Source organism: Streptomyces sp. NPDC093065, from assembly GCF_044754585.1.
Lineage (GTDB): Bacteria > Actinomycetota > Actinomycetes > Streptomycetales > Streptomycetaceae > Streptomyces.
Genome location: NZ_JBIVPJ010000002.1, coordinates 84,647 through 105,891, shown reverse-complemented (window position 1 = coordinate 105,891; position 21,245 = coordinate 84,647). Strand labels below are relative to the sequence as shown.

Genomic DNA, 21,245 nt, shown 5'->3' with positions numbered 1-21,245 from the left:
GAGGGCTTATGGCTACCGGAACCGTGAAGTGGTTCAACGCCGAAAAGGGCTTTGGATTCATCGCCCAGGAAGGCGGCGGCCCCGACGTCTTCGTCCACTACTCCGCGATCAATGCGAGCGGCTTCCGCTCCCTCGAGGAGAACCAGCAGGTGTCCTTCGACGTCACGCAGGGCCCCAAGGGTCCGCAGGCCGAGAATGTCACTCCTGTCTGATTGACAGCAGTACCCAAGGAGCCCCGCGCCGTTTTCGGCGACGGGGCTCCTGCCCTTGTGAATGCTCCGTGAATTCGCCCGCCGGAGCCGCCGGGCTGTCGGCTGTCAGTGGCTGCCACTAGGGTCCGCCCATGACCATCGACCCCGCCTTCGTCGCCACCACCCGGACCTTCTACGACGCCGTCGCCGAGGACTACCACGCCCGCTTCCGCACCGTGCTCGACGACGCCCCGCTGGACCGGGCGCTGATGGGTGCCTTCGCCGAGCTGGTGGGTCCCGGGGGACAGGTGGCCGACCTCGGCTGCGGGCCCGGCCTGGTCACCGCGTACCTCGCCTCGCTGGGGCTGCGGGTCTTCGGCCTCGACCTGTCCGCCTCGATGCTCGCGATCGCGCGCCGCGAGAATCCGGGGCTGCGGTTCGAGCAGGGGTCCATGCTGGAGCTGGACCTGCCCGACGGCGCACTCGCCGGGGCCGTCTCCTGGTACTCGTCGATCCACACGCCGTGGGAGCGGCTGCCGGACCTCTTCGGCGAGATACGGCGCGTGCTGGCCCCGGGCGGGCACCTTCTGCTCGGCTTCCAGGTGGGCGACGAGCCCCGCCACCACGACCGGCCGTGGGGCCACCCGGTCGCCCTGGACTTCGAACGCCGGCAGCCGGAGCCGATGGCCGGGCTGCTGGCGCAGGCCGGGTTCACCGTGCTGTCCAGGACGGTGCGCGTACAGGAGGCGGACGCCTCCGCGCAGGTCCCGCAGGCCTGCCTCATCGCCCGCCGCTGATCCCCCCGCCGTCCCGCCCCTCGTACAGCCCCTCCACGGCTCCCGCGAAGTCCCGCATGATCGCCTCGCGCCGGAGCTTCATGGACGGGGTCAGATGGCCCTCCCACTCGGTGAAGTCCCGGGGCAGGATCGCGAAGCGGCGAATGGACTCCGGGCGGGAGACCAGCTTGTTGGCCTCGTCGACGGCACGCTGGAGCACCGCGCGGACCTCCTCGTCGTCGGTCAGCAGCTCCGGCGGCACCGGGTGCTTGCCGTTCATGCGGCGCCAGTGGGTGAGGCCGTCGGGGTCGAGGGTGAACAGGGCGGAGACGTAGGGGCGGCGGTCGCCCAGGACCATGCACTGGGAGATCAGGGGGTGGGAGCGCAGCCAGTTCTCCAGCGGGGCCGGGGCGACGCTCTTGCCGCCCGCGGTGATCAGCAGCTCCTTCTTGCGGCCGGTGATCGTCAGGTAGCCCTCGTCGTCCAGGCTGCCGAGGTCGCCGGTGGCGAACCAGCCGTCGGGTGCGGCCTGGACGACACCGCCCGCCTGCGGGTCCCAGTAGCCGTGCAGGACCTGCTCGCCGGCGACGAGGATCTCGCCGTCGGCGGCGATGCGGACGCGGGTGCCGGGCAGCGGCCAGCCGACGGTGCCCAGTCGCGGCTTGAGCGGGGGCGTGACGGTGGCCGCGGCGGTGGTCTCGGTGAGGCCGTAGCCCTCGAAGATCTCGATGCCGGCCCCGGCGTAGAAGGCGGCCAGGCGGCGGCCCAGCGGGGAGCCGCCGCAGATGGCGTACTTCACCCGGCCGCCCATGGCGCTCCGGATCTTCCGGTAGACCAGCGGGTCGTAGAAGGAACGGGCGGTCTTCAGGCCCCGGCCGGGACCGCCGCCGGTGCCCGTCTGACGGGCCTCCCTGGCCTCGCCGTAGCGCACCGCCACCGAGACCGCCCGGTCGAAGGCCGAGGCCCGGCCGCCGGACTCGGCCTTGGCGCGGGCGCTGTTGAAGACCTTCTCCAGCATGTACGGGATGGTCAGCAGGCAGGTCGGGCGGAAGGCCGCCAGGTCGGGCAGCAGGTCCTGAGCCTTCAGGCTGGGCGCGTGTCCGAGGCGGACCCGGGCGCGGACGCAGGCCACGGCGACCATGCGGCCGAAGACGTGGGACATGGGCAGGAAGAGCAGGATCGAGGGTTCCTCGCCGGTCTCCGCCTTGAAGACGGGGTAGAGCAGCTCGATCGCGTTGTCGACCTCGGCGAAGAAGTTGCCGTGGGTGAGCACGCAGCCCTTCGGGCGGCCGGTCGTCCCCGAGGTGTAGATCAGGGTGGCCAGCGTGCCCGGGCCGAGCATGCCGCGGCGCACCTCCACCTCCGCGTCGGGCACCCGCGCGCCCAGCTCCGCGAGCCGCTCCACGTGCCCCTTCTCCATGACCCACAGGTGCTTGAGATCGGGCATGCGGTCCAGCTCGGGGCCGAGGGCGGCGGCCTGCGCGGTGGTCTCGGTGACCAGGGTGACGGCACCGGAGTCCTGGAGGATCCAGCGGGTCTGGAAGAGGGAGGAGGTCGGGTAGACGGGGACGGTGACCAGGCCCGCCGCCCACGCGGCGAAGTCCAGCAGCGTCCACTCGTACGTCGTCCGCGCCATGATCGCGATGCGGTCGCCCGGCGTCAGGCCCTCCGCGATCATGCCCTTGGCCACCGCCAGCACCTGCCCGGCGAACCCGGCCGCCGTCACGTCGGACCAGTCGCCCTGCGGCGACCTGCGGCTGAGGACCACCTGGTCCGGCACCGCCGCCGCGTTGTCGAAGGGCAGGTCGGCGAGGGAGCCGCGGCGCACCGGGGGTGCGAAGGGCGGTACGTACGCCTCCCGTACGGCCCCGTCCAGCATCCGCGTCTCGGGCGCCACCAGGGTGGGGCCGGGCGAGTCGGCGTAGGCGGCGGACGCGGCGAAGGAGGGAAGCGGGGTGGACACGGGCGGCTCCTGGGACGTGCAGCAAAGACACTGCTTCTGCTGTCGCTGCTCTGCTGCATGACGTACGTGCCTCGCGCGCCGAGGCGTTCATCACCGGTCCCGCGGACAGGGGTTACCGGCGGTCAGTTCCGGGATCGTACGGCGCCCACGTGGGGAGTTGGTGCGTGTTCGGGAATGGTCCCGGGCCGGGTGTGTGCAAACTTGGGAGTTACCTGAAGGTAAGTCATGTTCGTTCCAGTATCGCCGTGACGCCCTGGCCGCCCGCCGCGCAGACGGAGATCAGGCCGTGCCCCGGCCCCTCGCGCTCGGCGAGCAGCGTGGCCAGGGTCGCCACGATCCGGGCGCCGGTCGCGGCGAAGGGATGGCCGGTGGCGAGGGAGGAGCCTGCCACGTTCAGGCGGGCCCGGTCCACCGGCTCCAGGCCCCGCTTCTCCCAGGCGGCCAGCGTGGCCAGCACCTGGGAGGCGAACGCCTCGTGGATCTCCACGAGGTCGAAGTCCCCGATTCCCAGCCCGGCCCGCTCCAGCATCCGCGGGACCGCGTACGCCGGGGCCATCAGCAGCCCGTCCTCCCCGTCGGCCACGTCCCCGCCGACGAAGTCCACGGCCGCCGTCTCGTACGCCGTGAGGTACGCGAGGGGTTCGATGCCCCGGGCCTCGGCCCACTCCTCGCTCGCCAGCAGCACCGTGGCGGCGCCGTCGGTCAGGGGCGTGGAGTTGCCGGCCGTCATGGTGGCACCGGGGGCGTCGACGCCGAAGACCGGCCCCAGCGCGGCCAGTTTCTCCACCGTCGAGCCGGGGCGCAGGTTCTGGTCGCGGGCCAGGCCCCGGAAGGGGATCACCAGGTCCTGGAAGAGCCCGCGTTCGTACGCCGCCGCCAGCCGCTGGTGGCTCGCGGCGGCCAGCGCGTCCTGCTCCTCGCGGGAGACACCCCAGGCGCGCGCCGTGACCGCCGCGTGCTCGCCCATCGACAGGCCGGTGCGCGGTTCGGCGTTGCGGGGGATGTCGGGGACCAGGTGCCCCGGGCGGACCTTGGCCAGCGCCTTCAGCCGGGCGCCGGTGGACTTGGCCCGGCGGGCCTCCAGGAGGATGCGGCGCAGCCGGTCGTTGACGCCGAGCGGCGCGTCGCTCGCGGTGTCGGCGCCGCCCGCGATCGCCGACTCGGTCTGGCCGAGGGCGATCTTGTTGGCGGCGGCGATCACGGCCTGGAGCCCGGTCCCGCAGGCCTGCTGGATGTCGTAGGCGGGGGTGCGCGGGTCGAGCGCCGAGCCGAGGACCGTCTCGCGGGCGAGGTTGAAGTCCCGGCTGTGCTTGAGGACCGCGCCGGCCACGAACTCGCCCACCGCGCCCGGCTCCCGGAGCCCGTGCCGCTCGACCAGGCCGTCGAGGGCAGCGGTGAGCATCTCCTGGTTGGAGGCGGTGGCGTACGGCCCGTCGGAACGGGCGAAGGGGATGCGCGCGCCGCCGAGGACCGCGACGCGGCGCGTGGGCTGCGCTGCCAGAGGGCTCATCTCGACCTGCTCCTCACCCGTGCCATAGGCTTACCTCCGGTAACCTTACTCCAGAGTAAGCAGTTGTGGGCACGGTGAGCTCGGTGAGCCTCGCAGCCGGCCTCTGGACCACGTCGCAGCCGCCTGGGAGACAGACATGGCCGACCGCTACCTCAGCTTCACCGGCACCGCGCCCGGCCGATTCCTCACCCGCCGGCTGGGCCTGCCGCAACCCGCCGAGCTGCGACGGGACGCGCTCGACGGCGGCCTGCTCCACCTCACGGCCGGCAAGTCGGACCTCGACCTCGCGCCCGTCCTGGCCCGCACGGGCCTGGCCCGGGACGAGGACGGCCGCCCCGCCGCCGTCGTCCTCGACGCCACCGGCGTACGGGACGTCGACACGCTCGCCGAGGTGCACGCCGCACTGCACCCCGTCGTACGGTCCGTCGCCGCCAGCGGCCGCGTGGTCGTGCTCGGCGCCCCGCTCGACCCGGCCGACCACCACCAGGCCGCCGCCCAGCAGGCCCTGGAGGGGTTCACGCGCTCGCTCGGCAAGGAGATCGGGCGGGGCAGGACGGTCAACCTCGTACGGCTCACCGACCCGGCACCCGCCGAGTCCACCCTGCGCTTCCTCCTCTCCCCCGCCTCCGCCTACGTCAGCGGCCAGGTGATCGAGGTCGGGCCCGAGCAGACCGAAGGCGCCGACCCCGACGACTGGGCGCTGCCGCTCGCCGGGCGCACCGCCCTGGTCACCGGGGCCGCGCGGGGCATCGGCGCGGCGGTCGCCGAGACGCTGGCCGGACAGGGCGCCCACGTCGTCGTCCTCGACGTGCCGCAGGCGGAAGACGCGGCACGCCGGGCCGCCGAACGCCTCGGCGGCACCGCCCTCGCGCTCGACATCACGGCGGCGGACGCGGGCGAGCGCATCGCCGCCGCGCTGCCCGGCGGGCTCGATGTCCTCATCCACAACGCGGGCATCACCCGCGACCGGCGTCTGGTCAACATGCCCGCCGACCGCTGGAGTTCCGTGCTCGACGTCAACCTCGCGAGCGTCCTGCGCACCACGGACGCGCTGCTCGCGGCGGGCGCGGTCAACCGGGGCGGCCGGATCGTGGCGACGGCCTCCATCGCCGGGCTCGCGGGCAACGCGGGCCAGACCAACTACGGCGCGAGCAAGGCGGGCGTCGTCGGCCTGGTCCGCTCCCTGGCGCCGAGCGCGCTCGCCGGGCACGGGGTGACGGTGAACGCGGTGGCGCCCGGGTTCATCGAGACGAAGATGACGGCGGCGGTCCCGCTCTTCATCCGCGAGGCCGGCCGCCGTATGAACTCACTCGCGCAGGGCGGCCTGCCCGTCGACGTCGCCGAGACCACCGCCTGGCTCGCCCACCCGGCCTCCGGCTCGGTCAACGGCCAGGTCGTACGGGTCTGCGGCCAGAGCCTGCTGGGGGCGTGATGACCACCGCGAGCCCGACCACCGGCACCCTGACCGGCCTCCCCGCCCTCGCCCCGCTCCTCGCGCGCGGCGCACTGCTGTCACCCCTCAAACGCCCCCGCCCGGACGCGGACTTCCCCCGCACCCGGCTGGTCCTGCCCGGCCTGCGCGTGGACCTCGCGCGACTCGCCGCGTACGAGCGGGTGTGCGGGTTCCCGACCGGCGCGGACGCGCTTCCGGTGACGTATCCGCACGTGCTGGGCTTCCCGGTGGCGATGCGCCTGATGAGCGGCCGGGACTTCCCGCTGCCCCTGCTCGGGCTCGTCCACACCTCCATCGCCGTCACCCGGCGGAGTGCCATGCCCGCGACCGCGGAGTACGAACTCACCGTGTACGTCGACGGGCTGGCCCCGCACCGGCGCGGCACCGAGGCGTCGGTGGTCACGGAGCTGCGCGCCGGAGCCGACGTCGTGTGGGAGTCCCGCAGCACGTACCTGGCCCGGCACCGCACCGCCGCGCGGCCCCCCGCCGAGGAGGCCCCCGCGGGAAACCGGGAGCCCCTCCCGGTCCGCGCCGAGTGGCCGCTCGCCGGTGACACCGGACGGCGCTACGGTGCCGCGTCCGGTGACCGCAACCCCATCCACCTGCACCCGCTCACCGCCCGCCTGTTCGGCTTCCCGCGGGCCATCGCGCACGGCATGTGGACCGTGGCCCGGTGCCTCGCCGAGCACGGGACGCCGGACGCGACGGCGGTGCGGGCGGAGTTCCGGGCGCCGGTGCTGCTGCCGGGGACGGTGACGTACGGGGCCGGCGAGGGCGGCCGGTTCGAACTGCGCGGCGCCCGCGACGGCCGACTGCACCTGTCCGGCACGGTCGAGCCCCGCCCAGCCTGACCCGAAGCCCACCCGACCCGAACCGGTCCCCACGCGACGTGGGCCGGAACCCACACGGCCTCAACGAGAACCCGTCCGGCCTGAACCGAACCCGGCCTGGCCGGAAACTGCCCGACCTGGGCCGGGAAGTCCCCGACCTGGGCCGGGAAGTCCCCGACCTGGGCCGGGAACTGCCCGACCTGGGCCGGGAACTCCCCGACCTGCGCAGGAGCCCGTCCGGCACGGCCAGCCCTCTCACGCCCCGACCGGAGCCCACCCAGCCCGAACCAGAACCCACCCGACCCGGGCCGGAACCCGTCCGCCACGGCCAGCCCCCTCCCGCCCAACCAGAGCCCACCCAGCCCGAACCAGAACCCACCCGCCCCGGGCCGGAACCCGTCCGCCACGGCCAGCCCCCTCCGGTCTCAACCGGAGCCGGCCCGGTCTGGGCCGGGAACTACCCGGCCTGGGCCGGGACCGGCTGGTCCGTCGGCTCGGGTTCCTCCGGTGGGGACCACGGCCGCCCGGTCATCAGGTCGCCCAGGCCGGCCCAGGCGAAGTTCATCAGGGTCGCCGCCGCCTGCTTGGCGGTGACCCCCTCGGTGCCGCCCGCCCAGTCGGCGAGCGACTCGGCGGCGCCCACCAGCGCCTCGGCCAGCCCGGCGACCTCGCCCTCGGGCAGGTGCGGGTCCCGGTGCGCGTCGCGGGCCGCGGCGGCGATCAGCTGCGTCACGAACGCGACGATCTCCTCGCGCATCGCCGCGACCTCGGCGGCGAACCGCTCGCCGTGCGTACGGGCGTGCAGGTGCAGCACCCGCCACGCGTCCGGGTGGCTCGCGGTGTGGCTGAAGAACGCCCGCAGCCCCGACCAGAGTTGCCCGTCGGCGGGCAGCCCCGGCCGCACACCGGCCCGCACCGCCTCGGTGAGGGCGCGGGACTCGCGGCCGATGCAGGCGCTGAAGAGGTCGTCCTTCGAGTTCAGGTACAGATACACCAGCGGCTTGGACACGCCCGCCAGCTCGGCGATCTCGTCCATCGACGCCGCCATGTACCCGCGCCTGCCGAAGACGCTCACGGCGGCGTCCAGCATCTGCTGCTCACGGACGGCACGCGGCATCCGCTTGGTCTTCCCTGCACCCATGCGAATCAGCGTACGGTCCGTGCGGCGATGTCCAGGACGTCAACTGAAAGACGCCCCGCACCAGGTGCGCGGGGCGTCCTTCGTTCCGTCGGTCAGCGGTCGGCGGTCAGGCGGCGACCGGAACCGGCTCCGGCGTCTGCTTGTCCCGCTCCGGCTCGTCGATCGGCGAGGCGTGCGCCTCGTCGTACGCCTTGCGGTCGAGCAGTCCCTCACGGGCCGAGACGATCACCGGTACGAGAGCCTGTCCCGCGACGTTCGTGGCCGTCCGCATCATGTCCAGGATCGGGTCGATGGCGAGGAGGAGGCCGACGCCCTCCATGGGCAGGCCCAGGGTGGAGAGGGTCAGGGTGAGCATGACCGTGGCGCCGGTGAGGCCGGCCGTGGCGGCGGAGCCGACCACCGAGACGAAGGCGATCAGCAGGTAGTCGCCGATGCCCAGCTGGATGTCGAAGATCTGCGCGACGAAGATCGCGGCGATCGCCGGGTAGATCGCGGCGCAGCCGTCCATCTTGGTCGTCGCGCCGAACGGCACGGCGAAGGACGCGTACTCCTTCGGGACGCCGAGGCGCTCGGTGACCTTCTGGGTCAGCGGCATGGTGCCGACCGAGGAGCGGGAGACGAAGGCCAGCTGGATGGCGGGCCAGGCGCCCTTGAAGAACTGGAGCGGGCTGGCCTTGGCGACGGTGGCGAGCAGCGTCGGGTAGACCACGAACATCACGATGGCGCAGCCGACGTAGATGTCGGCGGTGAAGGTGGCGTACTTGCCGATGAGGTCCCAGCCGTAGGTGGCGATGGCCTTGCCGATGAGGCCGACGGTGCCGAGCGGGGCGAGGCGGATGACCCACCACAGGGCCTTCTGGAGGAGTTCGAGGACCGACTCGCTCAGGTTCAGGATCGGCTGGGCCTTCTCGCCGAGCTGGAGGGCGGCGATACCGGCGACGGCGGCCATGAAGACGATCTGCAGGACGTTCAGTTCGGTGAACGGCGTGATGACGTCGGTCGGCACGATGCCGGTCAGGAAGTCGATCCAGGAACCGGTGTGCTCGGGCTTGGCGCCGTCGGCCGCCGTGAGGCCGGTGCCCGCGCCGGGGTTGGTGACCAGACCGATGACGAGGCCGATGGCCACCGCGATCAGCGACGTGATCATGAACCAGAGGAGGGTGCGCGAGGCCAGGCGGGCCGCGTTGTTGACCTTCCGCAGGTTGGTGATCGAGACGAGGATCGCGAAGAAGACCAGCGGCGCGACGGCCAGCTTCAGCAGGCCGATGAAGGTGTCACCGACCTTCTCCAGGGTGGTGACCAGCCAGGATATGTCCTGGCTGCGGGCCAGCCAGCCCAGCAGGACGCCGAGGACGAGACCGGCGAGTATCTGGGCCCAGAAGGGCACCTTGAGGTACTGCGGGAACTTCGTGGGCTTCGTGGGCTTCGCCGCGGAAGACGCTGAAGACTCTGAGGACACGGACATGCTCCGTAGGGGGACGGGACGCGGGATGGGACGCGCTGAGCTGACGTGGGGACGACTGGATGAGGGGGGGAACGTCAGGGGCGACAGTTCGCGGACGCGTTCCGGCAGAGGTCCACGTGCAGGCGCGCCACGAGCGCGAGGCGCTGCGGTGTGGAGGGCGCGACTGCTTGCTTCATGCACACGACTTTAACACCCATGCTTTGAGACACTCAAAGCCATACTTTGAGAGGCTGGAGTGCACTACTGCCCGCGAAATGCAAAGCGCCCCGGTTTCCGGTGATTTCGGAAGCCGGGGCGTGCGCGTACGTGACGGACGTTACGAGGTCTGACCCTGCGCCCGTGCCGTGTCGTCGGCGGTGTCCTCCTGGCCGCGGTTGGCCTCCAGGTTGGCCTTCATGCGGGTGACGCGGCCGGAGACCTGCTCCGAGGCCCGGTCCCGCTCCTTGCGCAGTGCGACGTAGCTGATGGGGGCCGAGATCAGCAGGGAGAGCAGGAGGATCCACATGCCGTTGGAATCGCCGAGACCGCGCGGGAACACTCCGGCGTAGACGAGCCCCCAGACGACCACGAGGCAGCCTGCGAAGATCCCGAGGCGCATCAGCGTGTAGCGGAGCATCTCAATCCACTCTTCCGTTTCTGGCACAAAGAGGCACTGTCCAGTGAAACATGCCGGACCGTCGATCTTGCAGGGGGGTGGGCCGGGGGGCGGGCCGGGGGTCAGCCCAGGGTCAGCAGCATGACGACGTCGTCGCGGTCGTCGCCGGGCGCGACCCGGATCGCGCCGGGGACCCGGCCGACCTCCTTGTAGCCGCAGGACTCGTAGAACCGCTCCAGACCGAGCCCGCCCCGGCAGGTGAGCCGGACCGCCTCTATGCCGTCGCAGGTGCGGGCGGCGTCCGCGGCGGCGGCCATCAGGTCCCGGCCGTAACCGCGGCCCTGGTGGCGCGGGTGGACCATGACCGTGTAGAGCCACAGCCAGTGCCTCATCAGCCGGTGCGTGTTGAGGGCGAGGAACGCGGTGGCGGCCACCCGCCCCTCCCCGTCGAGGCCGACGAGCAGCCGGGTACGCCCTTCGGCCATGCCGACCATGTGCTTGACCAGCTCGGGGCGGATGTCCTCCCGGGTGACCGGCGGCACGAAGCCCACGGAGCCGCCGGCGTTGGAGACGTCGGTCCACAGGTCGAGGACGCCGTCGCGGAGGTCGGGGGTGAGGGCCGGATCGAAAGTGAAAGTAAGGGACACAGTGCAATAGTAACTATTACGCGAGTCTCTCCGCGGCGACTTTCAGGTCCGAGACCAGCCCCCGGTAGGCCCCGTCCCGGTCGTCGGCCCGCAGCACCGCCGACGGGTGCACGGTCGGCACGAGGCGTTCCGGGTGCCCGTGGATCTCCTCCTCCAGCACCGTGCCGCGCACCTGCGTGACCCGGAAGGACGAGCCGAGGAGTGCCTTGCCGGCCGTGGCGCCCAGCACCACGATCAGTTCGGGTTCCACCCGGTCCAGCTCGGCGGCCAGCCAGGGGCCGCAGGCGGCCGTCTCGCGCAGGGTGGGCGCCTTGTGGATACGGCGCTTGCGGGGTTCGGCCCGGGTGAACTTGAAGTGCTTGACGGCGTTGGTGACGTACGCGTCCGCCGGGTCGATGCCGGCGTCCGTCAACGCACGGTCGAGGAGCTTGCCGGCGGGGCCGACGAAGGGTTCGCCCTGGCGGTCCTCCTGGTCGCCGGGCTGCTCGCCGACGAGCATGACGCGGGCGGACGCCTCGCCGGCGCCGAAGACGGTCCGGGTGGCGTCCCGGTGCAGGGGGCAGCCGCGGCATCCGGCCGCCGCCTCGCGCAGGGCGGGGAGGCCGCCGCGCCTTGGGACGAAGGGTTCGGCGGTGTAAGCGTCCTCGGTACCGGCCATGCGGTGGGGGTACCCGCCGTTGCCCTGCGGACCCGTGCCGGGTGCGAGTGGGTGGGTCGGTGCTCCCGCAGTTCCCCGCGCCCCTGGGCCGGGACAGCCCCCGGCGCCTGTTCGGGCGGCGTGAGCGCATGCCCTCAGGGGCGCGGGGCTGTGTCGATGTGCGGCTCCGGGGCGTGGGCGCGACCAGCCCCGACCGGCCCGCGCCCGGCGGACAACCGGACCGCCCCTTGTCACACCCGCATCGGCTGCGGCGACTCACGCCGCGCCGGGTCGGGACCCTCGTACTCCCGGAGGATCTCGTACCGCGTGTTCCGCTCGACCGGGCGGAACCCGGCGTCGCGGATCAGGTCCAGCAGGTCCTCCCGCGTCAGCTTGTTCGGCGTGCCGAAGTCGTCCGCGTCGTGGGTGATCTTGTACTCGACGACCGAGCCGTCCATGTCGTCCGCGCCGTGCTGGAGGGCCAGCTGGGCGGTCTGGACGCCGTGCATGACCCAGAAGACCTTGACGTGCGGGACGTTGTCGAAGAGCAGGCGGGAGACCGCGAAGGTCTTCAGGGCCTCCGCGCCGGTCGCCATCTGCGTGCGCGCCTGGAGGCGGTTCCTGACCTTGCCGTCCTTCATGTCCACGAAGTCGTGCTGGTAGCGCAGCGGGATGAAGACCTGGAAGCCGCCGGTCTCGTCCTGCAGCTCACGCAGGCGCAGCACGTGGTCCACGCGGTGGCGGGGCTCCTCGATGTGGCCGTAGAGCATGGTGCACGGGGTCTTCAGGCCCTTCTCGTGCGCCAGGCGGTGGATGCGGGACCAGTCCTCCCAGTGGGTGCGGTGGTCGACGATGTGCTGCCGCACCTCCCAGTCGAAGATCTCCGCGCCGCCGCCGGTGAGGGACTCCAGACCGGCGTCGATCAGCTCGTCGAGGATGTCGGAGGCGGACATCCCGGAGATGGTCTCGAAGTGGTGGATCTCCGTCGCCGTGAAGGCCTTGAGCGAGACGTCCGGCAGCGCGGCCTTCAGCTCCCTGAGCGAGCGCGGGTAGTAGCGCCACGGCAGGTTGGGGTGCAGGCCGTTGACGATGTGCAGCTCGGTGAGGTTCTCGCCCTCCATCGCCTTGGCGAGCTTCACCGCCTCCTCGATGCGCATCGTGTACGCGTCCTTCTCCCCCGGCTTGCGCTGGAAGGAGCAGTACGCGCAGGAGGCGGTGCACACGTTGGTCATGTTGAGGTGGCGGTTGACGTTGAAGTGGACGACGTCGCCGTTCTTCCGCGTCCGCACCTCGTGCGCGAGGCCGCCGAGCCAGGCGAGATCGTCCGACTCGTACAGCGCGATGCCGTCCTCGCGGGTCAGCCGCTCACCGGAGCGGACCTTCTGCTCCAGCTCGCGCTTGAGCCCGGCGTCCATGCGATACCTCTTTCTGAGACAGACGGGTAAACCGTACGCCCCGGCCATCGGGGTCCGGTGACTAGACCTCTTCGGGCAGTTCGCCCACCCGGTTCTCCCACTTGGTGGAGAGAACGATGGTGGTACGGGTCCGGGACACGCCCTTGGTGCCCGACAGCCGCCGGATGATGCTCTCCAGGCCGTCCACGTCGGCGGCGCGCACCTTGAGCATGTAGGAGTCCTCGCCGGCGATGAACCAGCAGTCCTCGATCTCCCGCAGTTCCTTGAGGCGCTGGGCCACGTCCTCGTGGTCGGCGGCGTCGGAGAGCGAGACGCCGATCAGGGCGGTGACGCCGAGGCCGAGCGAGGCGGAGTCGACGGTGGCCCGGTAGCCGGTGATGACACCGGCCGCCTCCAGCCGGTTGATGCGGTCGGTGACGCTGGGTCCGGAGAGTCCTACCAGGCGCCCCAGCTCCGCGTAGGAGGCCCGGCCGTTCTCCCTCAGGGCCTGGATGAGCTGCCTGTCCACCGCGTCCATGCGATCGAAGCCTTCCACTGAAGAGTTCTGAAGATGTGGGTAACAAACGTGTGGTTCACGAACAATGTGGGGGAGGGAGGCGGTGCTGCGGCGCCGCTCAGCCGGTGGGCCGGGCCCCGCCGAGGTCGCCGCGCCAGCGGCGGTAGAGATCGTGCCCGACACCCGCCGCGTCGAGTACGCGTCCGGCGATGAAGTCCACCAGGTCCTGGATGTGCGTCGCCCCGGCGTAGAAGGCCGGGGAGGCGGGGACCACGCTCGCGCCTGCGTCGTCCAGGGTCACCAGGTGCCGCAGCGTCCGGCCGTCCAGCGGGGTCTCCCGTACGGCGACGACGAGCCTGCGGCGTTCCTTGAGCGTCACGCTCGCGGTGCGCTGGAGCAGGTCCTTGGACAGTCCCAGCGCGACGCCCGCGACGCAGGCGGTGGAGGCGGGCACGATCAGCATGCCCTTCGTCGGGTACGACCCCGAGGACGGCCCGGCCGCGAGGTCGCCCGCGCTCCAGTGCCGTACGCCGGAGACGTCCGCGTCGAACGTGTCCGGCTTTCCGTCGGCTCCGCGGGCCAGCCACTCTCGCAGGTCGTGCTGCCAGTGGGCGTCGCGGAAGGAGATGCCGGTCTCGTCGAGCAGGGTGAGTCGCGAGGCCCGGCTGACCACCAGGTCGACGCTCTCGCCGGCGGCGAGCAGCGCCCGCAGCACGGCGGCGGCGTACGGGGTGCCGGAGGCCCCGGACACCCCCACGATCCAAGGCACGCGCTGCGTCTGTCCTGGCTTCATGATGCCGAGCCTAGTCGCAGGCTCAGGGTTTTCAGACCGTGAGGCCCCTTACGAGCAGATCCAGCAGCGCGCACACGAACAGTGCGATGCCGATGAAGCCGTTGACGCTGAAGAACGCCCTGTTGAGGCGGGTCAGGTCGGTGGGTCGCACGATGGTGTGCTCGTAGAGGAAGGCGCCCGCGACGATCACCAGGCCGAGCCAGAAGAACGCGCCGGCGCCGGTGGCGAGGGCGTACCAGACGAACAGGGCCGTGGTGACCGTGTGGCAGGCGCGGGCGCCCCAGACGGCGGCCGGGACGCCGAAGCGGGCCGGGACGGACTTCACGCCGACCTGCCGGTCGGTCTCGACGTCCTGGCAGGCGTAGATCAGGTCGAAGCCGCCGATCCAGATGCCGACCGCGAGGCCGAGGATCACGGCCTCCCAGGACCAGGAGCCGGTGATCGCGAGCCAGCCGCCGATCGGGCCCATGGCCTGGGCGAGGCCGAGGATGGCCTGCGGGAAGTTCGTGAACCGCTTGCCGTACGGGTAGACCACCATCGGCACGACGGCCACCGGGGCGAGGGCCAGGCACAGGGGGTTGAGCAGGGCCGCCGCGCCGAGGAAGACGATCAGGGCGATCAGCGCGCCGGTCCAGGCGTGCTTGACCGACATGGCGCCGGTGACCAGTTCGCGGTGGGCGGTGCGGGGGTTGCGGGCGTCGATCTCGCGGTCGATGATCCGGTTGACCGCCATCGCGAAGGTGCGCAGACCCACCATCGCGATCGTGACCAGGAGCAGCTGGCCCCAGTGGATGTTCCCGTCCCACAGGTACATCGCGGTCAGCGCGGCGATGTAGGCGAAGGGCAGCGCGAACACCGAGTGCTCGATCATCACCAGGCGCAGGAATGCCTTGGTGCGCCCCGGCTGCTGCGGCAGGGCGGCGGAAGCCGACGTCACAGTCCGTACTCCTTCCAGCGGCGGTCGACCTTCGCCGCCGTATCCGGGTCGGACAGCACCATGTCCGGCCAGCCCCCGTCGCGCGTGTACCCCTCCTCGGGTAGCTTCCGCGTCGCGTCGATGCCCGCCTTGCCGCCCCAGAACTGCTGGTAGGAGGCGTGGTCGAGGTGGTCGACCGGGCCTTCGACGACGGTGAGGTCCCGGCCGTAGTCGGTGTTGCCGAGCGCGCGCCAGGCGACCTCGTGCAGGTCGTGGACGTCGCAGTCGGAGTCGACGACCACGATCAGCTTGGTCAGGGACATCATGTGCGCGCCCCAGACGGCGTGCATCACCTTCTGGGCGTGCTTGGGGTACTTCTTGTCGATCGAGACGATCGCGCAGTTGTGGAAGCCGCCGGCCTCGGGGAGGTGGTAGTCCACGATGTCCGGGACGATGATCTTGAGGAGCGGGAGGAAGAAGCGCTCCGTGGCCCTCCCGAGGGGCCCGTCCTCCGTCGGGGGCCTGCCGACCACGATCGACTGGAGCAGCGGGCGCTTCCGCGTCGTCACGCAGTCGATCTTCAGGGCGGGGAAGGGCTCCTGCGGGGTGTAGAAGCCGGTGTGGTCGCCGAAGGGGCCCTCGGGGAGCATCTCGCCCGGCTCCAGCCAGCCCTCGATGACGACCTCCGCCTGCGCGGGGACCTGGAGCGGGACCGTCTTGCAGTCGACCATCTCGATCCGCTTGCCCTGCAGGAACCCGGCGAACAGGTACTCGTCGATGTCGCCGGGGAGCGGGGCGGTGGAGGCGTAGGTCACGGCGGGCGGGCAGCCGAAGGCGATGGCGACCGGCAGGCGCTCACCGCGGCGGGCGGCGACCTGGTAGTGGTTGCGGCTGTCCTTGTGGATCTGCCAGTGCATGCCGATGGTGCGCTTGTCGTGGCGCTGGAGCCGGTACAGGCCCAGGTTGCGGATGCCCGTCTCCGGGTCCTTGGTGTGGGTCAGGCCCAGGTTGAAGAAGGAGCCGCCGTCGTCCGGCCAGGTGAAGAGGGCGGGGAGGCGGTCCAGGTCCACGTCGTCGCCGGTGAGGACGACTTCCTGGACGGGCGCGCTGCCCGGCTTCACCTTCTTCGGCGGTACGTGCGTCATCGTGCCGAGCTTCCCGAAGGCCTCGCGCACGCCGACGAAGCCCTGGGGCAGCTCGGGGCGGAGCAGCCCGCCGATCTTGTCGGAGATGTCGGAGTACGACTTGAGGCCGAGGGCCTTGAGCAGGCGGCGGTCGGTGCCGAAGACGTTCATCGCCAGCGGCAGGTCGGAGCCCTTCACGTTCTCGAAGAGCAGGGCGGGGCCGCCGGCCTTGTTCACCCGGTCGACGATCTCCCCGACCTCCAGGTACGGGTCCACCTCGGCCTTGATGCGCTTGAGGTCGCCCTCGCGCTCCAGCGCCCTGAGCAGGGAGCGAAGATCGTCGTAAGCCATGCCGTCCAGTATCCCCGAGCGGCTACCCTGGCCCTGTACCTGGGGGCCCTGACGCGTCCCCACCCCCTCGCTTGAGCTGGAGAAGCCCATGCTCCGGGTGCTGATGTTCCTCGTGCCACTGGCCTTGAGCGTCTACGCGTTCATCGACTGCATCAGCACGAAGGACGCCGACATCCGCCACATGCCCAAGCCGCTGTGGGCGATCCTCGTGCTGCTCTTCCCGCTGGTCGGCTCGATCTCCTGGATCATCGCCGGCAAGAAGCGGCAGCCCGCCGGCTCCTCGCCCTGGCAGGGCGGCGGGCGGCGGCAGTGGGTGGCGCCGGACGACAACCCCGACTTCCTGAAGTCGCTGGGCGACCAGCCCCGCGGCGCGGCCGACGACCGGACCGGGGACGGCCCGGGGGACGACACCGGCCGCGGCGGCCCCGAGGACGAGGAGGACCGCAGCGGCGGCCGGCGGGACGAGCCCTGAGGCTCCGCTCCGTCAGATCCTGGCCCAGCGCTGGGAGGCGGAGCCGGTGCACGTCGGGTCGTCAGTCGATCATGAAGCCGCGGCCACTCCTCGGAAGCTACGTCTTCGGCACGGGAGCCCCAACTGCCGCCCGCGCAACGCCGGTGATGTCACGTCAGCCGGTGGCGGCGAGCTTGGCGACCCGTGCCGGCCCCAGCGCCCGGTCGAAGGCCCGGACGTCGCGGACGGCGCCGGGGAAGAAGTCGCGGGGCCGTCCGCCGAAGGAGGCCCGGCCGATGACGAAGGCGCCGGTGGCGGGGGCCGGGGCGGTGTCCTCGACGACCGCCTCCCGGACACCGTTGACGTACAGGTGCAGCTTGCGGGCCGCGCCGTCGCAGACGCCGGCCAGGTGGGTCCAGACGTGCGCGGCGGGCGCGGTGCGGCCGACGGCGCGCAGGCCGGGGCGGGAGAAGGCCCAGCCGTTGTCCTCGCTGGAGTACTGCAGGTAAAAGCCGCTGGCGTCGGCGCTGTCCTGGCTGACGGCGGTGGCGAAGGTGCCCGGCACGACGGCGAGGCGGACCCAGGCGGCGACGGTGAAGCTGCGGCCCTCGCCGGTCTTCAGCACCGGGCCGTCGGTCACGATCTGGCTGCCGGTCCCGTCGAAGAGGGCACCTCCCCCGGCGTCCTGCCAGGCGACGCCGGTCGCGGTGCCGTCGTGACCGCCCGCGGTGTCCCGCGCCACCCGGCCGGAGGCCTCGTCCAGGGGCCAGCGGCCGACCGGTACCGGTAGTGGCGGGGTCGCGGAGGAGGGCGACGGCGAGGGTGCGGGTGGGGAGCCGTCCGACCGGTCCGGGGCGGCCGGGCGGTTGAGCCAGAACCCGGTGCCGACGCCGAGGGCGGCGAGCGCGCCCGCGCCGGAGAGCAGGAAGGCCCGTCGGCCGCGGCGGCCGTCGCCCCCGGCCCGCGTCGGGCGTACGTCCGCCGGTGCGGGCGCCGGGGGGCGTGTGGTGTCGACCCGGGTCCGCGGGTGCGCCGGGGGCGCGGCGGGCGGCGGGACGACCAGGGTGGGCACGGAGTCCGCGCGGGGCCGCCCGGCCGGTGTCCACTGGTGGGCGTGCGGCAGGGCCGTCGCGCTGTCGCCGCCCAGTGGACCGATGCGGGCCAGGATCTCGCGCGGGGCGGGGCGGCGGGCCGGGTCCTTGGCGAGGCAGTCGGCGATCAGGGACCGCAGGGCGGGGTCGGCGACGGCGTCCACGTCGGGGGCGTTGTGCACGACGCGGTAGAGCAGCGCGGGCGTCGGCCCGGCACCGAAGGGGCCCGCGCCGGTCGCCGCGAAGGCCAGCACCGCGCCCAGGCAGAAGACGTCACTGGCCCAGGTGACCTCGTCCCCGTTGACCTGCTCGGGGGACATGAAGCCGGGGGAGCCGGCCATGTGCCCGGTGCCGGTGAGGGAGTCGGCGTCGACGCTGCGGACGATGCCGAAGTCGATGACGCGCGGCCCGTCCTCGGCGAGCAGCACGTTGGAGGGCTTGAGGTCGCGGTGGACGAGGTGCGCGGCGTGGATCGAGACCAGGGCCTCGGCCAGTCCTGCGGCCAGGGTGAGCACCGCCTGCGGTTCGAAGGCGCCGCGCTCGGTCACCGCCTGCTCCAGCGACGGCCCGGCGATGTAGCTGGTCACCAGCCAGGGCAGGGGCGCGTCCGGGTCGGCGTCGATCACGGGGGCGGTGAAGGCGCCGCTGACCGCGCGGGCCGCCTGCACCTCGCGCCGGAAGCGGTCGCGGAACTCCGGCCTGCGCAGCAGTTCGGCGTGCACCACCTTGACCGCGACGAGCCGTCCGCCCGGGGACCGGCCGAGGAAGACCCGGCCCATGCCGCCCGCACCCAGCCGGCCCAGCAGCCGGTACTCCCCGACGGAGCGCGGGTCGTCCGGCTCCAGCGCTGACACAGATCCCTCCCGGCGTGCGGTACTCGCCCCTGCGGGCGGGTCCAGCATAGGCGGGCCGTCAGCGTGCCACGCCGGCGAACTTCTCGACGGCGGCCGGGGTGACCGGGGTGAAGAAGTTGACCAGGTTGCCGTCGGGGTCGCGGCACAGGAGGGCGCGGTTGCCCCAGGGCATGGTCGTGGGCTCCTTGACGAACTCCGCGACGGACCCGGTCAGGTTCCGGTGCACGGCGTCCACGTCCGCCACGAGGAACTCGACGATCACGCTGCGGTTGTCGGCCGGGCGGGCGGAGCCGGGGGCGAAGAGCGGCACGGTGCGGGTGCTGCCGATCGCGAGGGTGCCCGAGGGGGTGCGCAGTTCGGCGAAGTCCTCGGTGGCCCAGGCGGCGCGCAGACCGGTGGCGCGCTCGTAGAAGCCGACGAGACGGGCGACGTCGCTCGTGATGACGCGGAGCGAGACGAGGTTCATGGGGATTCCTCCTGACGGGACGCCGCACGCGGGTCGCATGCGGCCTGCTGCTTCGGGCCTCACGCTAGGAGCAATACCGGTCACTATCCGGCCGGTATCGGCGGCAGACTTTCCCGCATGTCCCGTCCCGTGTCCCGTGTGCTGACCCTGCTCGAACTGCTCCAGGCGGGCGGTGTGCGGACCGTGGCCGAACTCGCCGGCCGGCTCGGCGTCGGCGAGCGCACGGTGCGCCGGTACGTCGACCACCTCGTCGACCTCGACGTCCCCGTGGAGTCGGTGCGCGGCCGCTACGGCGGCTACCGGCTCGCCCCCGGCCACCGCATGCCCCCGCTGATGCTGAGCGACGACGAGGCACTGGCCGTACTCCTTGGCCTGGTCGCCGGCCGGCGGACCGGGATCACGGCGGCGGCCGGCACCGCGGGCGAGACGGCGGCGGCGAAGGTCCGGCGGGTACTGCCGGAGCGGCTGCGCCAACGGCTGGACGCGGTGCTCGGCTCCCTCACCTTCACGACCGCCCCGGCCGAGTCCGCCGCGCCCGAGGCCGCGGTGCTGCTCCCGATCGCCGACGCGGTGCGCCATCACCGGCCGGTGTCGGTCCGTTACACCGGCGGCAGCGGCCGGGGCGGCGAACGGACCCTGTACCCGTACGGGCTTGTCGCGCACGGGGGCCGGTGGTACGTGACCGGCTGGGACCTCTCGGTCGCCGCCGACCGGACGTTCCGCCTCGACCGCATCGCCGGCGCGCGGGTGCTGCCCGGCACCTTCGAACCGCCGCCCGGTCCGGATCCGGCGGAGCGGGTGCTGACGGCGCTGGCCACGGCCCCTCACCGCTACGGGGTGACGGTACGGGTGCGGGGGACGGCAGGGGAGGTCCGCGCCCTGCTGCCGGGCAGCGTGGCGGTCGTGGCCGCGGAGGCGGGCGGGGACGACGCTCCTCCCCCGGCCGGGCTCGGTGCCGGACCCTGGTGCCGTGTCGAGATCCGGGCCGAGCGCCTCGACTGGCTGCCGGGGCTGCTCGCCTCAATGGGCCGCCCGTTCGTCGTCGAGCGGCCGGACGAGCTGCGCGCTCTCGTCGCGGACCTCGCGGACCGGCTCTTGGACGCGGTCCGGCCCTCCCCGCCGAGCGACGGGCGACCGAGCGACGGACGACCGAGCGGCTGACGGCCGAGCGGCTGACGACGGGCGCGGGTCACAGCCAGGTCGTGGCGAGCCGGGCGGTGACGGCGGCGGTGGCCAGGAGGGTGAGGTTGAGGGCGACCCGGCGGTCCCCCATGCGCAGGTGGACCGCGGTCGCGCCGACCTGCAGGACGACGAAACCGACGGCGGCCGCCGCGGCCAGTACGGGCGCGACTCCGGTCAGCGGCGGCAGGACCAGACCGGCCGCGCCGAGCACTTCGAGCAGCCCGACGGCGCGGACGGCCGGCATCGGGGTGCTGTCCACCCAGGCCATCATCGGCCGGAGCCGCTCACGGCTCCGCACCAGCTTCAGCCCGCCCCCGTAGAGGTAGAAGGCGGCGAGGAGTCCGGCGACGAGCCAGTACGCGACGTTCACGAGCCGGCCCCCCGGTGCCGGGCGAAGTCGGTGGCCGGCTCGGTCGCGTAGCGGCTCATGGTCCGCAGGCTCTCCCGCGGGGTCGGGCTGCGGCCGTCGGCGTACAGGTCGCGCAGGTCGTGGAAGTACCGCACGTACAGGTCGGGGGTGAACGTGCTGAGCATGCGGGCCGGTTCGCCGGTGGTGTTGGCGAAGGTGTGCGGGGCGCCGGGCGGGACCATCACGAGCGTGCCCGCCACGGCGTCGATGTCCTCGTCCCCCACGGTGAAACGCACCGTGCCGGACAGGACGTAGAAGCCCTCGTCGTGCCTCGCGTGCCGGTGCTGGGGCGGTCCGGGGGTGTGCGGGGCGAGTACGGACTCGGCCATCCCGAGGCGGTGGCCGGTGTGGCTGCCGTCCTCGAGGACGCGCATGCGGGTGGTGCCGAGCAGGATCGTCTCGCCGTCGTGCGGGCCGACCACCGACACGGCGGGGTCTGCGCACGGCGCTGCGTTCTGCGGTTCGTCGGTCATGCCCCCGATTGCACCG

General features: G+C 72.7%; 23 protein-coding genes. 6 read left to right on the top strand and 17 right to left on the bottom strand.

Annotation, left to right across the window (positions count from 1 at the left end; translation table 11 throughout):
• Positions 1-8: 8 nt before the first annotated feature.
• Together ACIQFU_RS03290 and ACIQFU_RS03285 are read left to right on the top strand one after the other, a co-directional pair.
• On the top strand, positions 9-212 hold the full coding sequence (locus ACIQFU_RS03290; protein WP_003992177.1) for a cold-shock protein: 204 nt from the start codon (positions 9-11) through the stop codon (positions 210-212).
• 131 nt (positions 213-343) lie between these two features.
• Positions 344-988: a class I SAM-dependent DNA methyltransferase gene (locus ACIQFU_RS03285; RefSeq protein ID WP_402548618.1), complete on the top strand. Its 645-nt coding sequence runs from the start codon at positions 344-346 to the stop codon at positions 986-988.
• On the opposite strand, the gene ACIQFU_RS03280 is transcribed toward ACIQFU_RS03285, so the two are convergent.
• The gene (locus tag ACIQFU_RS03280; protein WP_402548616.1) at positions 972-2,930 is read right to left on the bottom strand and encodes an AMP-dependent synthetase/ligase; all 1,959 of its coding nucleotides are present in this window, start codon (positions 2,928-2,930) and stop codon (positions 972-974) included. The genes ACIQFU_RS03285 and ACIQFU_RS03280 overlap by 17 nt on opposite strands.
• A 223-nt stretch (positions 2,931-3,153) precedes the next feature.
• The gene (locus tag ACIQFU_RS03275) at positions 3,154-4,440 is read right to left on the bottom strand and encodes an acetyl-CoA C-acetyltransferase (RefSeq protein ID WP_402548614.1); all 1,287 of its coding nucleotides are present in this window, start codon (positions 4,438-4,440) and stop codon (positions 3,154-3,156) included.
• Positions 4,441-4,576: 136 nt separating this feature from the next.
• Here ACIQFU_RS03275 and ACIQFU_RS03270 point away from each other — a divergent pair, with 136 nt between their 5' ends.
• Together ACIQFU_RS03270 and ACIQFU_RS03265 are read left to right on the top strand one after the other, a co-directional pair.
• Positions 4,577-5,872: a 3-oxoacyl-ACP reductase gene (locus ACIQFU_RS03270; protein ID WP_402548612.1), complete on the top strand. Its 1,296-nt coding sequence runs from the start codon at positions 4,577-4,579 to the stop codon at positions 5,870-5,872.
• Complete coding sequence (locus ACIQFU_RS03265) at positions 5,872-6,744, top strand: MaoC/PaaZ C-terminal domain-containing protein (protein ID WP_402548611.1); 873 nt, start codon at positions 5,872-5,874, stop codon at positions 6,742-6,744. Before ACIQFU_RS03270 ends, ACIQFU_RS03265 begins: the two co-directional genes overlap by 1 nt.
• Before the next feature lie 436 nt (positions 6,745-7,180).
• On the opposite strand, the gene ACIQFU_RS03260 is transcribed toward ACIQFU_RS03265, so the two are convergent.
• From ACIQFU_RS03260 to ACIQFU_RS03210, 11 genes are all read right to left on the bottom strand, one after another.
• Complete coding sequence (locus ACIQFU_RS03260) at positions 7,181-7,864, bottom strand: TetR/AcrR family transcriptional regulator (protein WP_402548609.1); 684 nt, start codon at positions 7,862-7,864, stop codon at positions 7,181-7,183.
• Between the two features lie 106 nt (positions 7,865-7,970).
• Positions 7,971-9,329: a dicarboxylate/amino acid:cation symporter gene (locus tag ACIQFU_RS03255; RefSeq protein ID WP_402548607.1), complete on the bottom strand. Its 1,359-nt coding sequence runs from the start codon at positions 9,327-9,329 to the stop codon at positions 7,971-7,973.
• A 74-nt stretch (positions 9,330-9,403) separates the two neighbouring features.
• Positions 9,404-9,505 carry a putative leader peptide gene (locus tag ACIQFU_RS03250; RefSeq protein ID WP_402548605.1) on the bottom strand — a complete coding sequence of 34 codons (102 nt, stop codon included), beginning with the start codon at positions 9,503-9,505 and terminating at the stop codon, positions 9,404-9,406.
• Positions 9,506-9,645: 140 nt separating this feature from the next.
• Positions 9,646-9,945 (bottom strand): DUF4229 domain-containing protein, encoded by a 300-nt coding sequence (locus ACIQFU_RS03245; protein ID WP_402548603.1) that lies wholly within the window; start codon positions 9,943-9,945, stop codon positions 9,646-9,648.
• A 101-nt stretch (positions 9,946-10,046) separates the two neighbouring features.
• Positions 10,047-10,571, bottom strand: a complete 525-nt coding sequence (locus tag ACIQFU_RS03240; RefSeq protein ID WP_402548602.1) for a GNAT family N-acetyltransferase — start codon at positions 10,569-10,571, stop codon at positions 10,047-10,049.
• 16 nt (positions 10,572-10,587) lie between these two features.
• Positions 10,588-11,229: a UdgX family uracil-DNA binding protein gene (locus tag ACIQFU_RS03235; protein ID WP_402548601.1), complete on the bottom strand. Its 642-nt coding sequence runs from the start codon at positions 11,227-11,229 to the stop codon at positions 10,588-10,590.
• A gap of 230 nt (positions 11,230-11,459) precedes the next feature.
• Positions 11,460-12,623, bottom strand: coding sequence for an aminofutalosine synthase MqnE (mqnE, locus tag ACIQFU_RS03230; RefSeq protein ID WP_087789939.1), 1,164 nt, complete (start codon positions 12,621-12,623; stop codon positions 11,460-11,462).
• A gap of 61 nt (positions 12,624-12,684) precedes the next feature.
• Entirely contained in the window at positions 12,685-13,140 is a 456-nt protein-coding gene (locus tag ACIQFU_RS03225) for an Lrp/AsnC family transcriptional regulator (RefSeq protein WP_402548599.1), read from the bottom strand.
• 97 nt (positions 13,141-13,237) lie between these two features.
• The gene (locus tag ACIQFU_RS03220; protein ID WP_402549235.1) at positions 13,238-13,888 is read right to left on the bottom strand and encodes a UbiX family flavin prenyltransferase; all 651 of its coding nucleotides are present in this window, start codon (positions 13,886-13,888) and stop codon (positions 13,238-13,240) included.
• 55 nt (positions 13,889-13,943) lie between these two features.
• Positions 13,944-14,849, bottom strand: coding sequence for a menaquinone biosynthesis prenyltransferase MqnP (gene mqnP, locus ACIQFU_RS03215; protein ID WP_402548597.1), 906 nt, complete (start codon positions 14,847-14,849; stop codon positions 13,944-13,946).
• On the bottom strand, positions 14,846-16,303 hold the full coding sequence (locus ACIQFU_RS03210) for a menaquinone biosynthesis decarboxylase (protein ID WP_402548596.1): 1,458 nt from the start codon (positions 16,301-16,303) through the stop codon (positions 14,846-14,848). The genes mqnP and ACIQFU_RS03210 overlap by 4 nt, the downstream gene beginning before the upstream one ends.
• Positions 16,304-16,391: 88 nt before the next feature.
• Here ACIQFU_RS03210 and ACIQFU_RS03205 point away from each other — a divergent pair, with 88 nt between their 5' ends.
• Complete coding sequence (locus tag ACIQFU_RS03205) at positions 16,392-16,775, top strand: PLD nuclease N-terminal domain-containing protein (RefSeq protein WP_402548595.1); 384 nt, start codon at positions 16,392-16,394, stop codon at positions 16,773-16,775.
• A 154-nt stretch (positions 16,776-16,929) separates the two neighbouring features.
• On the opposite strand, the gene ACIQFU_RS03200 is transcribed toward ACIQFU_RS03205, so the two are convergent.
• Positions 16,930-18,699 (bottom strand): LamG-like jellyroll fold domain-containing protein, encoded by a 1,770-nt coding sequence (locus ACIQFU_RS03200; protein WP_402548594.1) that lies wholly within the window; start codon positions 18,697-18,699, stop codon positions 16,930-16,932.
• Positions 18,700-18,757: 58 nt separating this feature from the next.
• Positions 18,758-19,165 carry a VOC family protein gene (locus ACIQFU_RS03195; RefSeq protein ID WP_402548593.1) on the bottom strand — a complete coding sequence of 136 codons (408 nt, stop codon included), beginning with the start codon at positions 19,163-19,165 and terminating at the stop codon, positions 18,758-18,760.
• 117 nt (positions 19,166-19,282) lie between these two features.
• Here ACIQFU_RS03195 and ACIQFU_RS03190 point away from each other — a divergent pair, with 117 nt between their 5' ends.
• Positions 19,283-20,326 carry a helix-turn-helix transcriptional regulator gene (locus ACIQFU_RS03190; RefSeq protein ID WP_402548592.1) on the top strand — a complete coding sequence of 348 codons (1,044 nt, stop codon included), beginning with the start codon at positions 19,283-19,285 and terminating at the stop codon, positions 20,324-20,326.
• Between the two features lie 28 nt (positions 20,327-20,354).
• On the opposite strand, the gene ACIQFU_RS03185 is transcribed toward ACIQFU_RS03190, so the two are convergent.
• Positions 20,355-20,717 (bottom strand): DoxX family protein, encoded by a 363-nt coding sequence (locus ACIQFU_RS03185; RefSeq protein ID WP_402548591.1) that lies wholly within the window; start codon positions 20,715-20,717, stop codon positions 20,355-20,357.
• Positions 20,714-21,229 carry a cupin domain-containing protein gene (locus tag ACIQFU_RS03180; RefSeq protein ID WP_402548589.1) on the bottom strand — a complete coding sequence of 172 codons (516 nt, stop codon included), beginning with the start codon at positions 21,227-21,229 and terminating at the stop codon, positions 20,714-20,716. Before ACIQFU_RS03180 ends, ACIQFU_RS03185 begins: the two co-directional genes overlap by 4 nt.
• Between the last annotated feature and the right edge of the window lie 16 nt (positions 21,230-21,245).

Bases quoted from the DNA above. Each gene is read 5' to 3' on its own strand.
- ACIQFU_RS03290 (WP_003992177.1), top strand. From the start codon at position 9: ATGGCTACCGGAACCGTGAAGTGGTTCAACGCCGAAAAGGGCTTTGGA.
- ACIQFU_RS03285 (WP_402548618.1), top strand. From the start codon at position 344: ATGACCATCGACCCCGCCTTCGTCGCCACCACCCGGACCTTCTACGAC.
- ACIQFU_RS03275 (WP_402548614.1), bottom strand. From the start codon at position 4,440: ATGAGCCCTCTGGCAGCGCAGCCCACGCGCCGCGTCGCGGTCCTCGGC.
- ACIQFU_RS03270 (WP_402548612.1), top strand. From the start codon at position 4,577: ATGGCCGACCGCTACCTCAGCTTCACCGGCACCGCGCCCGGCCGATTC.
- ACIQFU_RS03265 (WP_402548611.1), top strand. From the start codon at position 5,872: ATGACCACCGCGAGCCCGACCACCGGCACCCTGACCGGCCTCCCCGCC.
- ACIQFU_RS03260 (WP_402548609.1), bottom strand. From the start codon at position 7,864: ATGGGTGCAGGGAAGACCAAGCGGATGCCGCGTGCCGTCCGTGAGCAG.
- ACIQFU_RS03255 (WP_402548607.1), bottom strand. From the start codon at position 9,329: ATGTCCGTGTCCTCAGAGTCTTCAGCGTCTTCCGCGGCGAAGCCCACG.
- ACIQFU_RS03250 (WP_402548605.1), bottom strand. From the start codon at position 9,505: ATGAAGCAAGCAGTCGCGCCCTCCACACCGCAGCGCCTCGCGCTCGTG.
- ACIQFU_RS03245 (WP_402548603.1), bottom strand. From the start codon at position 9,945: ATGCTCCGCTACACGCTGATGCGCCTCGGGATCTTCGCAGGCTGCCTC.
- ACIQFU_RS03235 (WP_402548601.1), bottom strand. From the start codon at position 11,229: ATGGCCGGTACCGAGGACGCTTACACCGCCGAACCCTTCGTCCCAAGG.
- mqnE (WP_087789939.1), bottom strand. From the start codon at position 12,623: ATGGACGCCGGGCTCAAGCGCGAGCTGGAGCAGAAGGTCCGCTCCGGT.
- ACIQFU_RS03225 (WP_402548599.1), bottom strand. From the start codon at position 13,140: ATGGACGCGGTGGACAGGCAGCTCATCCAGGCCCTGAGGGAGAACGGC.
- ACIQFU_RS03210 (WP_402548596.1), bottom strand. From the start codon at position 16,303: ATGGCTTACGACGATCTTCGCTCCCTGCTCAGGGCGCTGGAGCGCGAG.
- ACIQFU_RS03205 (WP_402548595.1), top strand. From the start codon at position 16,392: ATGCTCCGGGTGCTGATGTTCCTCGTGCCACTGGCCTTGAGCGTCTAC.
- ACIQFU_RS03195 (WP_402548593.1), bottom strand. From the start codon at position 19,165: ATGAACCTCGTCTCGCTCCGCGTCATCACGAGCGACGTCGCCCGTCTC.
- ACIQFU_RS03190 (WP_402548592.1), top strand. From the start codon at position 19,283: ATGTCCCGTCCCGTGTCCCGTGTGCTGACCCTGCTCGAACTGCTCCAG.
- ACIQFU_RS03180 (WP_402548589.1), bottom strand. From the start codon at position 21,229: ATGACCGACGAACCGCAGAACGCAGCGCCGTGCGCAGACCCCGCCGTG.